Genomic DNA, 15614 nt, shown 5'->3' with positions numbered 1-15614 from the left:
TTTCTGATTAGCCACAAACCATCGTCGGATTGAATTAACGTATGGACATATCAAAAATGCCCGGCTAGAGAATCTTTTTCTGATTCTCTAGCCGGGCATTTTATCCTTTCTACCCTTTTACAGCAGAACCTACCGTCATCGCCCGCTCCACTTGTTCACTCAAGAACAGGTAGACAAGTACCATCGGTAAGGAGGCCATAGTCATAACAGCTCCCATGGCTCCCCAATCCGTACTGTAGGAACCCTGGAAGAAAAGTAAGCCTAGAGGCAATGTTTTCATATTTTCATCAGAAATTAGAATATAGGCCAAAGTGAACTCATTCCAGTTGTTCAAGAATTGAAAAATGGCTACCGTCGCAATTGCAGGCAATGCAAGTGGCATAATGATTTTCAGGAACAGTCTATAAATATTAGCTCCATCCATGCATGCCGCCTCTTCAATCTCCTTAGGAATTGCTGTTAGGAATCCATAGAAAATCATTGACGAGAAAGGAAGCCCAATTGCGATATAAGGAAGAATAAGAGCTCCGTACGTATTCGTAAGATGAAAATCGCGAACCAGAATCGCCAGCGGTATCATGATAACCTGCAGTGGCATAAACATTCCTATGATCATATAAGTCCGGACAGCTGAACGAAACCTCCATCTCATACGAGCCACTGCGAAGGCAAACATCAGAGCCAGCAAAAGAATGAACAAAGTCGAAATCGTTGATACGACCAGACTGTTCAGAAAGTAACGGGGAATATTAAATTGCGTCCACGCATTGATGTAATTTTCGTAACGAAAATGCGTTGGCAGTCCAAATGGGTTAGAGACAAAGATCTCATCGTTGTTCTTGAACGAGTAGGAAACCATCCAGAACAACGGGTAGACCGAAACAATAAAATACAACCACAGCGGTATCTGCAGAACAGCTTGTCTGAACTTGCTCAAAGCAGTTTTACTCATTTCGTTCTCCTTTTCAATACACGCCTTATCAGGCGGTTTGTCCGCGGTCGAACAGCTTATTGATAACTACAGTTGCCAGTAGTGAGATTAGTACAAGCAGCACGGATACAGCACACGCATACCCATAATTGCTTTCCATAAAAGCATAGCGGTAAATCATGAATGTCAATGTATAGTTTGTAGTGCCGGGCCCTCCGTTTGTCATAATCAGCATCTGCACAAAGGCCCCTATTCCAGATGTAATCGCAATAATGAAGCAGAATTTGTACGTTTCCCTCATCAGTGGAAGCGTGACATGCCAGTGCGCTCTCCATTTACTGCAACCGTCAATCGTAGCGGCTTCAAAGTAGTCTTCGGGTATTGACTTAACTCCCGCATATAACAACGCGAATTGATAACCCATAAACTGCCAGGCATTAACGAAGGCAATGGCAATAATCGATGCTGTCGGGGAGCTCAGCCAATTTTGCTGGTACGGGATGTTCAAGAGATCAAACAGTCGGTTGATCAATCCGTTAGTTGGGTCATAGATTGCGATCCACAGCTGGCACACCACGGTTACCGATAGGACAACTGGGATAAAATAAGACGTTTTCAGTATTTTTCGCCCGCGTGTGCGCGGGTCAGCACAGATTAGCGCTAATAGTGTTCCCAGCCCGATCTGAAAGACCGCCAGAACAATGGCAAATATTAATCCGTTCTTAAGCGAAGTAGCAAGTAGAGGATCGGAGAACAGTTCCCGATAATTACTCAGTCCCGAAAAGGTCAGCGTACTCAGGCCATCCCAATCATAAAAGCTGCGAAGAACGGTTTGCAGAACGGGATATATCAAAATCACGCTATACAGTATCAAAGCAGGGAGGAGAAACAGTGCGAGTGCCGGTTTGTTCCCCAAATATTTATTCATGTCTTGCTTCCACCCCTTATCTTCGGAATAGCATCCCCTAGCGACTTATGCCGCCAAGGGCAGCCGAGTTCCTGAATTCTCAGTTTTCTTTATCCAATGTGCTATTCAGATTGTTCACAAAATCGTTTTCAGAAAAGTTGTCTACCATCAAATTCTGAGTATTGTCATTAATAGTGTTCTGAATTTTTGTACTACTCAGAAGTTGAGCATATTCCTGCGCATTTGGCAGCAACTCTTTGACAACTCGCTGCATCATTGCTGGAACATTGGAGGCGATTGGCTTATCCACTTTCTGCGAAACAATTGGGCTTCCAAGTTGAGTGTATCTGTATTCGGCTGACTTTGTGGCAAGGAATGCCGCTACCTTTACGGCTGTTTCCTTATTTTTGCTACTCGATGATACTGCGTAGCCCTGTGGAGAACCTGAGCCGTCAATGAAATATTTGGATTTCTCGTAGGTTGCTTCATCCTTTGCAGGCCAGTACATCCAGTCGACCTGGTCGCCCAGCTTTTCCTGTGAGCTGTAAATTTCCCATTGTCCATTCACGAACATGGCAGCTTTGCCCTGATAAAACAGGGACGAAGCCTGATCATAATTGGTGTTCGTCGCGTTTGCATCGAATAATCCGGCTGTTTGCAGTTGCTTCATCTGCTGTGCCGCTGTTACGAATGCTTCCGGCAATGCTTTTACACCCTTCTCATCAAGTGCTCCGAACCCACGCGGCTGCTCCCTTGTAACCAGCCCATTATAGAAAGCGGTCGTGATCCATTTTTCTTTGGCAAAAATTGACATAGGTACGTAACCAGCAGCTTTCAACTTTTTCGCTGCATCGGCCATCTGGTCAATCGTCTTAAGCGGTGTTTTAATTCCTACCTTCTCGAAAATCGACTTGTTGTAATAGATCATTTGGAATTCAATGCCGGTTTCGGGATAAGCATACACATGATTGTCTGGAGCTATCAAACGCGATTCAACACCCGGGTTAAGATTCTTCTTGAATTCGGCCGTTGTGTCATAGCTGTCCAGCACCTCAACATTTTTCGATTTTGCGAAAGTTTGCAGGACAGCCCAATCCGCTAAATAGACATCCGGCATATTGCCCGTTGCCGCATAGGTTTTAAGCTTCTGTCCTCCGTCCTGTACGGCAGGATCCAGTTCAATTTCTACGTTTGGCATCTTCTTTTTAAGCTCTTCCACCGCATAATCGAACGGCTTTATGGTATCGTCATCAAAATGTTGTGCATACACCTTTAATTTGATCGTACCGTCCCCTGCCTCGCTCTTGGAAGAGGTCGAGTTATCTTCCCCACAAGCAATCAATCCAATCGACATAGTGAGCACTAGCAAAGCTGCACTCCAACTTTTGTAAGTTTTTTTCATTTGCTTAATCCCCCTCATGCAGTGTGTTTTATGTTTGCGCTTTCATTTGCATGACTACAGTATACTGCCGCTTCTATTCTTGATTAAGGAATAAAACGGGCATAACCAGTAAAAAACGGGACAAATAGAGCAGCGGTTCTCCGTATATAGGAAAACCGCCAGGCTTAAATCGAAGTTGTCCTGCCTCGCAGGACAGGCGCTACCTTTTTTTGAGTTGCTCATATTCAGTGGGTGTCATGCCAAAGCGTTTCTTGAAGCATTTGCCAAAATAATTGGGGTCACTGTATCCTACACTTTCAGCGATTTCTGACAGCTTCCGATTTCCTTTCAGCAAAAGCTCCTTAGCCTTCTTCATTCGGATGTGTGTAATATGATCCACTATGGAAAAGCCAGACTCCTTGCGAAATACGCGGCGCAGGTAGCTGGGATCGACGAATACTCCGCACGAAACCTGCTCAGCAGACAGCTCTGAGTCTGCATAATGTTCCTCAATATAGTTGATCGCCGCCACAAATAAATTGGAAGCCTTCGTAGGACGCATATTCTCCATCAGTTGGATCAGCTTGCGGTATAGAGCGAGCATCCAACCTTCAGCAGCCTCCCAGGAATCTAACTCTCGCAGCCGTTCGTAAGGAGAATTGTCTCCTCCATTTTCCCATAGCCGGTCATAAGGAATGCCTCGTTCACTGGCAAAGGAAAGGGCTAAAGATACGATTCCCATAAGCATCGCATCTGCGTATTCGTCTCCCCATTTATATTTACTAAGCTGACGGATTGCCTTACGGACCTCCTCTAGCGTTTCACTGTCTTTCATTCGGAGGTCAAGCACAACCGCATCGCGTAGATGGCCCAAATCAGGCATACCTGCTCTGCTATGCAACACTTCGCCGCCCTGTCCCCTTAACTCTGCACTTTCGCTCTCCTGTGGAAGCACCGGTAGCTTCGGCTTAATGCGTTCCAACATCGAGAGCATTTCTTCTGCATTGAACGGCTTCAACAAATAATCCTGTACTCCGGTTCGAACCGCCTTCTGTAGGTATTCAAATTCGTTATGTCCAGATATGAATACAATAACGATGCGTTCGAACTTGACTTTCAATCTCTTGGCTAATTCAATTCCGTCAATGAAGGGCATATTGATATCTACGAGGGCGAGATGTGGCTGATGCCGCTCGGCTTCCTGAAGTGCTTCCTGTCCGTTCCTTGCTTCGCAGCAAACCCGAAAACCATGAATTTCCCAATCTATCTTCATACGCAGAAAGTCTCGGAACAGCGGTTCATCATCGACAATCATCACTTTATACATTTTGGTGTTCACTCCCCTTTGGCAGCATCGGCAGCGACAGGTCAACAGTTGTTCCCTTCGTGAGCACACTTTGCACGGATATCCCATACTCCTCGCCAAAATACAGGCTCAGCCGCTGCTGAACGCTGTAGGTGCCGATTGATCGTATTCCTTCTTCCGGCAAATGTCTGGACATAATGGTCTGAACCTGTATTTCGTTCATCCCCACGCCGTTGTCCTCCACTCTAACGACCACCTTATCGCCCTGTCTAAAGGCAAAAATGCGGATAAAACCTTTTGTTCCTTTCTTCTTAAGGCCATGGTAAATCGAATTCTCGACAAGCGGCTGAAGCGAGAGCTTCGGGATCGGTGTACCTTCAAACTCGGGAGGAATATCCACTTCATAGCGAAACACATCGGGATAACGGATTTGCAGAATCGTCAGGTAATCATCAGTAATCTGAGCTTCCTTTTCTAAAGTGATTAGTTCCCGTCCCTTGTTCAGCACCATTCGATAAAAATCTGCCAGCGCTTTTGTAGTATCTCTAGCCTCCTCATTACGATCTAACTCATTGAGTGCATAAATGGTATCTAAAGTGTTGTACAGAAAATGCGGTTTAATTTGGGCGCTTATCAGTGCAAGCTCATATTCACGCTTACGGTTCTGTTCCTGCCTTACCTCATCCAGCAGCTCCCGAACCCGTCTTACCATAAAGTTAAACGCCTCTGCAATGGTACCGATTTCATCTTCAGTACGGACTGTTGCAACAGGTTGCAAATCACCAGTTACTACTTTTCGCATGGCCTTAGTCAATTGTTCGAGAGGACTAACGACCATTCTGGACAGAAAGCTAGCACCCAGCCAGGAAAAAACAAGGCATAACACACCGATTAATAGCGACAATCTAACATTTTGCCGGACATCAGCTGTAAGCAGGCTAAGAGAAACAATATTGACCAACTTCCATTCCATTCGGTTATAATCAGTGACCGTTATCAGGTTGCCCTCATACTCGAATGAGCACGTTCCATGGGATGCATTAGGGGCACAACGTTGGATGGCCTCACCCAGCTGTGGATTCACCGGATTCATCAGCATCTCATTGTCTTCTGCCACAGCCACGCGCATTTCGTTATCTAAAAAATAATAAGATTTGGGTGCATCTGGATCGCTGGAACGAAAGTAATCGGACAAACCTTCTTCCTTCACTAACAGAAAAAGCGTTCCATAGGGTTCGCCGGTGTCTATATTAATGACCGTCTTCCCCAGTGTCAAAACGGGAGAGCTCGGATCTGGAGTTAGGAAATCCCTCTTCTCCATATCAAACCAGAGGGCCTGTCCATAACTTTCAGATTCCCTTACCCGCTTAAGCATGCTATAGATCTTGCGATCATCCCCGCTTTCGGTATAAGAGGCGAAAATCTTCCCTTCGTTATCAATGAAGACAGCGGCATCCACCTCACGAAAGATTGACAAATCAATGGATAGTCGGCTCTGCATCAAGTTTCCAAATTGGATAGGCTCCATGGCAGTATCAGGTTTGGCGCCGTTTGAATCGTACATCCGGTTAATATTTGTGACCATAATATTGGCCGCCGTTTCCACACTCCTGAAAATGTAATCGGTCCTAGACAAGATAAGCTGAGACTCATCGACCACATTGCTGGTGGTTTGATCTATCAAAGAACGGCTGAAAAGTTGGTTGGACAACAGTCCAAGAATAAGCAGAGAAATAATAATTAGCGGAAGAAATACCGTTATAACCTTGCTCTTAAAGCGAAGTCGACCAAACCACTTACGAGCTAGTGACAGAATATTCAACTAGAACCCCTCCGTCATCAAGAGAATATTCATCATGTTAACACAAACAATCTCTACAGTAGTAGATCAAAAATAAAGTTTAAAAAATTCAACCGTCCATCTTGAAAGTACTTTAGAGATGTGTTAGGATAAAGTCGATTTTTAGTAAAATTATTAACTAAAAAGGTGTGAGCTCTTTTGGCAACTATTAAAGACATCGCCCGCGAAGCGGGTGTGTCTGCCGCAACCGTTTCAAGGGTTTTAAATAACGATCTGTCACTGTCCGTAAGCTCAGACACCAAAAACAGAATTTTTGGGGTTGCCGAGCAACTCGGGTATAAGCCTAGCCGGCTGAGGCAATTAAAGCAGAATACGGAACGGGCCGGGAAAACGGTCTCCCTCCTGCTGTGGTGTTCTATTGAGGAGGAAAGAGACGATCCGTATTACGCTTCGATCCGCCGTGGAATCGAACTGCGCTGTGAAGAGCTTGGCCTGACGTTGGGCCAGACCTTGCGAGGCCGCTCATCCATCGGCACCCTGCAGAAGGCGGACGGTCTGATTGTTGTGGGCGGCGTTGATCCTGAAGAGGTATTCAAGCTTCATCCTGACAAGAACACCATTGTCCTTGTCGACCAGTACCATGAACAGCTAGAGTATGATTCTGTACGACTTCATTTCAGGCAAGCTGTTGATCAGGCACTCGGACATCTACTTGAGCTTGGCCACCGACAAATCGGATTTATCGGCGGTAAGAGCGACGGTGAGCGAAGGACGCATTATTTTGAACGATTCATGCGGGAACAAGGGTTGTACAATCCTCAATTCGTCCGTATAGGTTCCTGGAGTACCGCGGATGGTTATCTCATGATGAACGAACTCCTAGCCCAACAGGAACGACCGACAGCCTGCTTCGTCGCAAGCGATCCGCTCGCTATTGGTGCCCTCCGCGCCCTTCATGGACTTGGAGTCAAAGTACCAGAGGATATGGCTGTTGTTGGCTTCGACGACATTGAGATGGCAGCCTTCGTGCAGCCTCCGCTAACCACTATCCGTGCATATCCCGAACAGATGGGAAAGGCTGCCGTGCAACTGCTCTCTGAACGGTTTGAGGGGCGTGAACCGCCTGCGTATAGCGTGATCGGGACTAAGCTTGTCATTCGGGAAAGCTCATGCAAAAAAGGCTAACATTAGTACTTGAGAGTCTTATTGTCATTGATTAATATCCTTTCGTAAAACAATCAATATGATAACCCCTGAGGAGTGAATATCATGAACATTCATGTTAACGAAGCACTTGGTTTGTTTCATTTGCAGTCCAAGGATTGCAGCTATATTATCCAGCTTGTAGAAGGATATCCCGCACATGTCTATTGGGGAGCCCAACTTCATCATGACCAAAGTCTCGCAAGTATATTGGAACTTAGGGAGCGTTGCTCCTTCTCTCCCACTCCCGTTTCTTCCAGTCGTATAATTTCTTTGGACACGCTTCCTCAGGAATACCCCCAGTATGGAACAAGCGACTTTCGTCAACCGGCTTACCAGGTTGCACTTGCGGACGGTACTCGAACTACTGAGCTAAAATATAGTGGTTACCGTATTGAACCAGGTAAACCCAAGCTCGAGGGACTTCCTTCCGTCTATGCCGAATCGGATGATGAAGCCACAACCCTCTATCTGATCCTTGAGGATCAATACTCGGGGCTTAAGACTACACTGCTCTATACTGTATTTGCGGACCACAGTGCCATTGCTAGATCTACTCTTTTTGAACAAAAGGGAAGCGCTACCATGAATATTGAACACGCCATGAGCGCCTCTGTCGACTTCGCCGATTCCAACTACCAAGCCCTCTACTTACCTGGAGCCTGGGTTCGGGAAAGACATATCCAACGCCGCGACCTCGGACCTGGCTCCATTCGGCTCGAGAGTAGACGGGGCTCCAGCAGTCACCAAATGAATCCCTTTCTGGCACTGCTTCGGCCTGATGTGACTGAAGATCGTGGGGATGTGTACGGTTTCAGTCTAATCTACAGCAGCAACTTCGTCGCACAGGCAGAAGTAGAGCAGTTCAATCAGACTCGTGTAAGTATCGGAATCAATCCCTTTGACTTCTCCTGGCGGCTTGAGCCGGGTCAGTCATTCCAGACTCCTGAAGCCGTATTGGTCTTTTCCGAAGAAGGTCTTGGGGGCATGTCGCGCACCTATCACCGACTCTATCGCACACGTCTGTGCCGAGGGGCTTACCGTGACAAAGAACGTCCGATTCTCGTGAACAATTGGGAAGCCACATATTTCGACTTCGACGCCGATAAAATCGAGGCGATTGCCAAAGAAGCGGGGCCTCTTGGAATTGAGCTGTTTGTTCTTGATGACGGTTGGTTTGGTAAGCGAGACAACGACAACAGTTCGCTTGGGGACTGGTTCGAAGACCGCCACAAGTTGCCCGGCGGTCTTACTGACCTGGCCAAACGGGTTAATGAACAAGGATTACAGTTTGGTTTGTGGGTTGAGCCGGAAATGGTATCACCTGATAGTGAACTGTACCGCAACCATCCCGACTGGTGCCTGCATGCGGAAGGTCGGCGGCGGACGGAAGGCCGATCCCAACTGGTGCTCGATCTCTCCCGCAAGGAAGTATGCGACTACTTGTACGAGACGCTTAGCTCCGTATTTTCGATCGCTCCAATCACTTATGTCAAGTGGGACATGAACCGTAACATGACGGAGATTGCTTCGGCTACAGCCCCTAGCGAACGACAAAAGGAAACTGCGCACCGTTATATGCTCGGACTTTACGATCTGTTGGAACGTCTGACCTCCCAGTTCCCGGACATCTTGTTCGAAAGCTGTTCTGGAGGCGGTGGGCGATTTGATCCCGGAATGCTCTACTATATGCCGCAGACATGGACCAGTGATGATACCGATGCCATTGAAAGATTGGCTATCCAGTATGGAACAAGCATCGTGTACCCGGCCAGTACCATGGGCGCACATGTATCGAACGTGCCGAACCACCAGGTGGGACGAAACACCTCCCTCGCCATACGCGGCGACGTGGCAATGAGCGGGAATTTTGGCTACGAACTCGACCTTACTGCATTTACGAATGAAGAAAAAGAACTCGCTGCCAAACAAATTGCCCAGTATAAAGAAATCCGTTCCCTTGTACAGCAGGGAGATATGTATCGACTGCTTAGTCCGTTTGAAGGCCGAGGCGACACGGCCTGGATGTTTGTTAGCGAGGACCAATCCGAAGCGTTTGTCGCTTACTTCCGCGTACTTGCTGAACCAAATGGGCCCATCCGGCGACTAACTCTAAAAGGACTTGACCCAGATAAAAAGTATATAATCGAACACGGGGCGACAGGCAGCACTGCAGTCCATACGGGTAATACCTTAGTGGAAGATGGCGGTTCCCCCTTCCGCGTAGCATTTGATGGCGAAATTTTTGGAGGCGACCGCCTAATGAAAATTGGGCTTGTTGTCTCGGATCTCTCTGGAGACTTCACCAGCTCTACTTTCCGCCTTAAAGCTATTTCCTGCTAATTGTGAATCTGGCCAGTGACGATAAAAAAATCAAAACAAGGCAGACCGATTTTCCGGCCTGCCTTGTTTAATCACTTTGGTGCCCGTGTTGCTAACCGTGACTCTCCATGTCACTTACCAAATACGCTCGCTTAGTCTCAATTTCGTCCTCTATATCTTCCAGCATATGACCAATGCCTTCTTAAGTGAACGTGTCTGTAATCACAACTCTAAACAATTCATTCAACTTTTCGGTGTCTTTAACTTCCGTCTTCTGATTTCGACATTATTCATCCTGATTTCCAATTTCTCATTCATCTAGATTTCCGCCGATGTACGATTCAGGATGGGACGCTTTGAAAGCACACGATTCGATAACTCCATCAGGCTTTTTATTTCATAAGTAGGTTGAATGCCAGACGCGTTTGTTTTCCCAGCAGGGTTGAACCAACAGGTATCCATTCCGTATTTGTTGCCTCCTTGAATATCGGAGGTCAAAGAATCACCAACCATGAGAACCTTACTCTTATCTGAAATGTCTAGCTTAGTAAATGCGTAATCGAAAATACCAGCTTGTGGCTTTTGGCAACCCACTTCCTCTGAAATAATTATCTGTTCAAATACATCACGCAGCGGTGAAAGCTGAATTCTGGAGGTTTGCACCTCTTTGATTCCATTCGTAATGATCGCCAAGCGACAATCAGACAGCATATCACATAATTCAACCGCTCCGTCCATTAAAAAAGCACCTTCACCCAAATAACGTAAATATGCAGCACTAAAAGCATCTGGATTAAAATCTAGATCATGAAAAGTAAATAATCGCTTAAACCGCTCCACACGCAGTTGCGCTGAGGTAATAAGTCCTTCCTCTGCCTCTCGCCACAATACGCTGTTGATTTCATCATAACTAGCTTTATACTCCGTGGCCCCTTGTGGCAAGCCAAATTGGGTAAACGTATTATGTAGCGCATAACTCTCTGCCTTTTTAAAATCAAACAGCGTGTCATCGACATCAAATATAATAATTTCGTATTTCATAACGACCTCCATATCATTGCTTTACGACTATTGTTCAGTTCCATGAGTCTTAGATTGTTTCTGATAGTAGCACAACGAAAAACTAACAATACATTATTACCTTTCGGTTATTATACAGAACCTAGTTAAACCGTCAAGTCACTAATAACAAAGTCATAGTATTTTGTCACCGGTGCAAAAGGTAAATAACGCTCAATAAGAATGCCCGTAAAATGAAGGTGATTCTCATTTTACGGGCTTCTGAGCATCTAAGAGATGATTTAGCAAAAATCCTAGTGATCTTCATTAATCCATTTAGCTAATGTTTGATCAAAACAATGAGGTTCTTCAAACATTGGGTTATGCCCACTATATTCAAAAATCACTTTTTTCACGTTCTCGTAGGTGTCATCGACCCTATCCCATAAAGAAACTGGCGCAACCAAAAAATCATACCTTCCCAAACCAATATATACAGGTTTGTGGATATCCGCCAAGGATTGTATTAAATTCATGTTACCGAAAGCTTCTCCCCATAAATAATCAATGATAGGCATATTCGTGTATACATCCTTCCACATATAAGCCGCATCGTAAGCATAATCATAAAAGGTTTGGGCTCCCATTCGTATACACATGTGAACAAATCTTCTATCTGGGTCTCTTTTGATATCTTCCTCTAATAAAACAATGTCCTTTTCAAAACGTTCCTTTCTTTCTGGGCTGGCCGTTTCATAAAAGAATGAAGAGCTTTGCCGCTGTCTTTCTTGGCTGTTCGTAGGTGCTGAATTTAATAGCACCACTTTTTGAACATAATCCGGGTATTGTTTAGCATATTCCAAAGCCATAAAGGCATGCCCGGAATGTCCTAATATGATAAATTCATTTAGATGAAGGCATTGTCTTGCTGTTTCTATATCATTAATAACTTTATCCAAAGTATAGTCTTCTGGTTTTAAAGCTCGAGTCGGTTTTGCAAACCCTCGATGATCCAGAAAAATAAACTGAAACTTTTTATATAAATGGTCTGAAAATAAACGAGGATAATATACACTACTGCCGATCACCAATATCGGCCTTCCGTTACCTCTTATAGCATATTTCAGCTCAAATCCATCACTAAAAACTGTTTGATAAGTGCTCATTTATAATCACCTTCTCTTTTTCAAATCACTCCCTTTCCTTTGTGTAATTCCCTTGTATTCTCCATAGAACGTTCCAACACTTCAACTCACCTCAGAAAGTACATTTATTTTTATGAGAAAAGTTTAACATGTTTTTTTCAAAAACAAAACGGGTTTACTTTTGTCTTACTTGTCTTGACTTATGGCATTCATACAGGATTTTTGACAAACACATCTTTTTGGAAACAAAAAAACCGCGATTATCGCGGTTTTTTATATAGAGGTCATACTTTTATCGTGCTTGGCGACGTCCTACTCTCCCAGGACCCTGCGGTCCAAGTACCATCGGCGCTGGAGGGCTTAACGGTCGTGTTCGGGATGGGTACGTGTGGAACCCCTCCGCTATCGCCACCAAACATGAATTTGCTGTGCAAATTCTATCGTACGGCTATTCGCTTCATCACTTATCGTGTGCATGAATAGCCATGCGCTTGTCGTATGTCTCTTGTACATACGTTCAAGGTTACACCCTGAAAACTGGATCCGAAACTCATTGCGCTTTATCTTTAGGATAAGCCCTCGACCGATTAGTATTGGTCAGCTCCATGCATTACTGCACTTCCACCCCCAACCTATCTACCTCGTCGTCTTCAAGGGGTCTTACATACTGGGAAATCTCATCTTGAGGGGGGCTTCACGCTTAGATGCTTTCAGCGCTTATCCCTTCCGTACATAGCTACCCAGCGGTGCTCCTGGCGGAACAACTGGTACACCAGCGGTACGTCCATCCCGGTCCTCTCGTACTAAGGACAGCTCCTCTCAAATTTCCTACGCCCACGACAGATAGGGACCGAACTGTCTCACGACGTTCTGAACCCAGCTCGCGTACCGCTTTAATGGGCGAACAGCCCAACCCTTGGGACCTACTTCAGCCCCAGGATGCGATGAGCCGACATCGAGGTGCCAAACCTCCCCGTCGATGTGGACTCTTGGGGGAGATAAGCCTGTTATCCCCAGGGTAGCTTTTATCCGTTGAGCGATGGCCCTTCCATGCGGTACCACCGGATCACTAAGCCCGACTTTCGTCCCTGCTCGACTTGTAGGTCTCGCAGTCAAGCTCCCTTCTGCCTTTGCACTCTTCGAATGATTTCCAACCATTCTGAGGGAACCTTGGGGCGCCTCCGTTACTCTTTAGGAGGCGACCGCCCCAGTCAAACTGCCCACCTGACACTGTCCTCGCACCGGATTACGGTACCAAGTTAGAACCTAGATACGATCAGGGTGGTATCCCAAGGATGCCTCCCTTCAAGCTGGCGCTCAAAGTTCGACGGCTCCCACCTATCCTGTACAGATCGTACCCAAATTCAATATCAAGCTGCAGTAAAGCTCCATGGGGTCTTTCCGTCTTGTCGCGGGTAACCTGCATCTTCACAGGTATTAAAATTTCACCGGATCTCTCGTTGAGACAGCGCCCAAGTCGTTACGCCATTCGTGCGGGTCAGAATTTACCTGACAAGGAATTTCGCTACCTTAGGACCGTTATAGTTACGGCCGCCGTTTACTGGGGCTTCGGTTCATAGCTTCGCTCTTGCGAGCTTACCACTCCCCTTAACCTTCCAGCACCGGGCAGGCGTCAGCCCGTATACTTCGCCTTGCGGCTTCGCACAGACCTGTGTTTTTGCTAAACAGTCGCTTGGGCCTTTTCACTGCGGCCCCCTCGGGCTATTCACCCTACCGAGGCACCCCTTCTCCCGAAGTTACGGGGTCATTTTGCCGAGTTCCTTAACGAGAGTTCTTCCGCGCGCCTTAGAATTCTCTTCTCGCCTACCTGTGTCGGTTTGCGGTACGGGCACCTTCTCCTGGCTAGAGGCTTTTCTTGGCAGTCTGAGATCATGACCTTCGCTACTATAATTTTCGCTCCCCATCACAGCCCAGCCTTACGATGTGCGGATTTGCCTACACACCAGCCTCACTGCTTAGACGGACATCCATCCGTCCGCGTCACTACCCTACTGCGTCACCCCATCGCTCATAACGGATTACGGTGGTACAGGAATTTCGACCTGTTGTCCTTCGACTACGCCTATCGGCCTCGCCTTAGGTCCCGACTTACCCTGAGCGGACGAACCTTCCTCAGGAACCCTTAGGCTTTCGGCGGATCTGATTCTCACAGATCTTTTCGTTACTCATACCGGCATTCTCACTTGAATGCAGTCCAGCGCTCCTTACGGTACACCTTCAACCCGCATTCAACGCTCCCCTACCCCTGATGCAAGCATCAAGCCATAGCTTCGGTGGTGTGTTTAGCCCCGTTACATTTTCGGCGCAGAGTCACTCGACCAGTGAGCTATTACGCACTCTTTCAATGGTGGCTGCTTCTAAGCCAACATCCTGGTTGTCTGTGCAACTCCACATCCTTTCCCACTTAACACACACTTGGGGACCTTAGCTGATGGTCTGGGCTGTTTCCCTTTCGACAATGGATCTTAGCACTCACTGTCTGACTCCCGGAACTAAATCTATGGCATTCGGAGTTTGACTGAGCTTGGTAACCCTTGCGGGCCCCGCACCCAATCAGTGCTCTACCTCCACGATTCTTCTTTCCGAGGCTAGCCCTAAAGCTATTTCGGGGAGAACCAGCTATCTCCGGGTTCGATTGGAATTTCTCCGCTACCCCCACCTCATCCCCGCATTTTTCAACATGCGTGGGTTCGGGCCTCCAGTGCGTGTTACCGCACCTTCACCCTGGACAGGGGTAGATCACCCGGTTTCGGGTCTACGTCCACGTACTCATTCGCCCTATTCAGACTCGCTTTCGCTGCGGCTTCAGCTCTTCACCTTAACCTTGCACGGGAACGTAACTCGCCGGTTCATTCTACAAAAGGCACGCCATCACCCATAGATCGGGCTCTGACTTCTTGTAAGCACACGGTTTCAGGATCTATTTCACTCCCCTTCCGGGGTGCTTTTCACCTTTCCCTCACGGTACTGCTTCACTATCGGTCGCCAGGGAGTATTTAGCCTTGGCAGATGGTCCTGCCGGATTCATACGGGGTTTCACGTGCCCCGCACTACTCGGGATCCGTCTCGGAGAGAACAAGTTTTGAACTACAGGGCTTTTACCTTCTCTGGCGGGCCTTTCCAGACCTCTTCATCTAACCGGTTCCTTTGTAACTCCATGTGAGACGTCCCACAACCCCAAGGAGCAAGCTCCTTGGTTTGGGCTAATCCGCGTTCGCTCGCCGCTACTGACGGAATCACTATTGTTTTCTCTTCCTCAGGGTACTTAGATGTTTCAGTTCCCCTGGTCTGCCTCTATTCTGCCTATGTATTCAGCAGAAAGTGACTGTCGATGAAGACAGCCGGGTTTCCCCATTCGGACATCCCCGGATCAAAGCTTGCTTACAGCTCCCCGAGGCCTTATCGTTGTTCGCCACGTCCTTCGTCGGCTCCTGGCGCCTAGGCATCCTCCGTGTGCTCTTTGTAGCTTAACCTAGTATTTACATCGTAAATACGATTTGCTTTGAATTTCGGTTCAACACTTACGTGTGAATGAAATTCAAGGCAGCTACCTTTATTTCACTTGTTTACACAAGATCAGCCTAAAGGAATATTCTAA

General features: G+C 46.8%; 9 protein-coding genes and 2 rRNA genes. 2 read left to right on the top strand and 9 right to left on the bottom strand.

The features are described from left to right. Positions 1-109: 109 nt before the first annotated feature. The 5 genes from MHH57_RS11865 to MHH57_RS11845 all read right to left on the bottom strand — a co-directional run bounded on the left by MHH57_RS11865 (position 110) and on the right by MHH57_RS11845 (position 6347). Positions 110-952 (bottom strand): carbohydrate ABC transporter permease, encoded by an 843-nt coding sequence (locus tag MHH57_RS11865; RefSeq protein WP_029518494.1) that lies wholly within the window; start codon positions 950-952, stop codon positions 110-112. A 28-nt stretch (positions 953-980) separates the two neighbouring features. Next, positions 981-1859 (bottom strand): sugar ABC transporter permease, encoded by an 879-nt coding sequence (locus tag MHH57_RS11860; protein ID WP_029518495.1) that lies wholly within the window; start codon positions 1857-1859, stop codon positions 981-983. A gap of 79 nt (positions 1860-1938) precedes the next feature. Next, the gene (locus tag MHH57_RS11855; protein ID WP_029518496.1) at positions 1939-3240 is read right to left on the bottom strand and encodes an extracellular solute-binding protein; all 1302 of its coding nucleotides are present in this window, start codon (positions 3238-3240) and stop codon (positions 1939-1941) included. Between the two features lie 199 nt (positions 3241-3439). After that, entirely contained in the window at positions 3440-4546 is a 1107-nt protein-coding gene (locus tag MHH57_RS11850) for a response regulator (RefSeq protein ID WP_029518497.1), read from the bottom strand. Next, a complete protein-coding gene (locus tag MHH57_RS11845; protein ID WP_342435113.1) occupies positions 4539-6347 on the bottom strand; it encodes a histidine kinase in 1809 nt (602 codons plus the stop codon). Before MHH57_RS11845 ends, MHH57_RS11850 begins: the two co-directional genes overlap by 8 nt. Positions 6348-6524: 177 nt before the next feature. Between MHH57_RS11845 and MHH57_RS11840 the strand changes: the two genes are divergently transcribed. Then, on the top strand, positions 6525-7511 hold the full coding sequence (locus MHH57_RS11840) for a substrate-binding domain-containing protein (protein ID WP_069011307.1): 987 nt from the start codon (positions 6525-6527) through the stop codon (positions 7509-7511). 84 nt (positions 7512-7595) lie between these two features. Then, positions 7596-9872 (top strand): alpha-galactosidase, encoded by a 2277-nt coding sequence (locus MHH57_RS11835; protein ID WP_069011305.1) that lies wholly within the window; start codon positions 7596-7598, stop codon positions 9870-9872. A gap of 297 nt (positions 9873-10169) precedes the next feature. On the opposite strand, the gene MHH57_RS11830 is transcribed toward MHH57_RS11835, so the two are convergent. The 4 genes from MHH57_RS11830 to MHH57_RS11815 form a co-directional block, all read right to left on the bottom strand. After that, positions 10170-10892: a YjjG family noncanonical pyrimidine nucleotidase gene (locus MHH57_RS11830; RefSeq protein WP_069011304.1), complete on the bottom strand. Its 723-nt coding sequence runs from the start codon at positions 10890-10892 to the stop codon at positions 10170-10172. A 272-nt stretch (positions 10893-11164) separates the two neighbouring features. Further along, positions 11165-12016, bottom strand: a complete 852-nt coding sequence (locus MHH57_RS11825) for an alpha/beta hydrolase (protein WP_069011302.1) — start codon at positions 12014-12016, stop codon at positions 11165-11167. Positions 12017-12294: 278 nt separating this feature from the next. Continuing rightward, a 5S ribosomal RNA gene (rrf, locus tag MHH57_RS11820) occupies positions 12295-12411 on the bottom strand. 151 nt (positions 12412-12562) lie between these two features. After that, positions 12563-15489 (bottom strand): 23S ribosomal RNA (locus MHH57_RS11815). Positions 15490-15614 lie beyond the last annotated feature (125 nt).

It is taken from the genome of Paenibacillus sp. FSL H7-0442 (genome assembly GCF_038593105.1).
Lineage (GTDB): Bacteria > Bacillota > Bacilli > Paenibacillales > Paenibacillaceae > Paenibacillus > Paenibacillus polymyxa_D.
The sequence above is the reverse complement of the archived record's forward strand: the minus strand, read 5'-3'. Positions and strand labels throughout refer to the sequence as shown.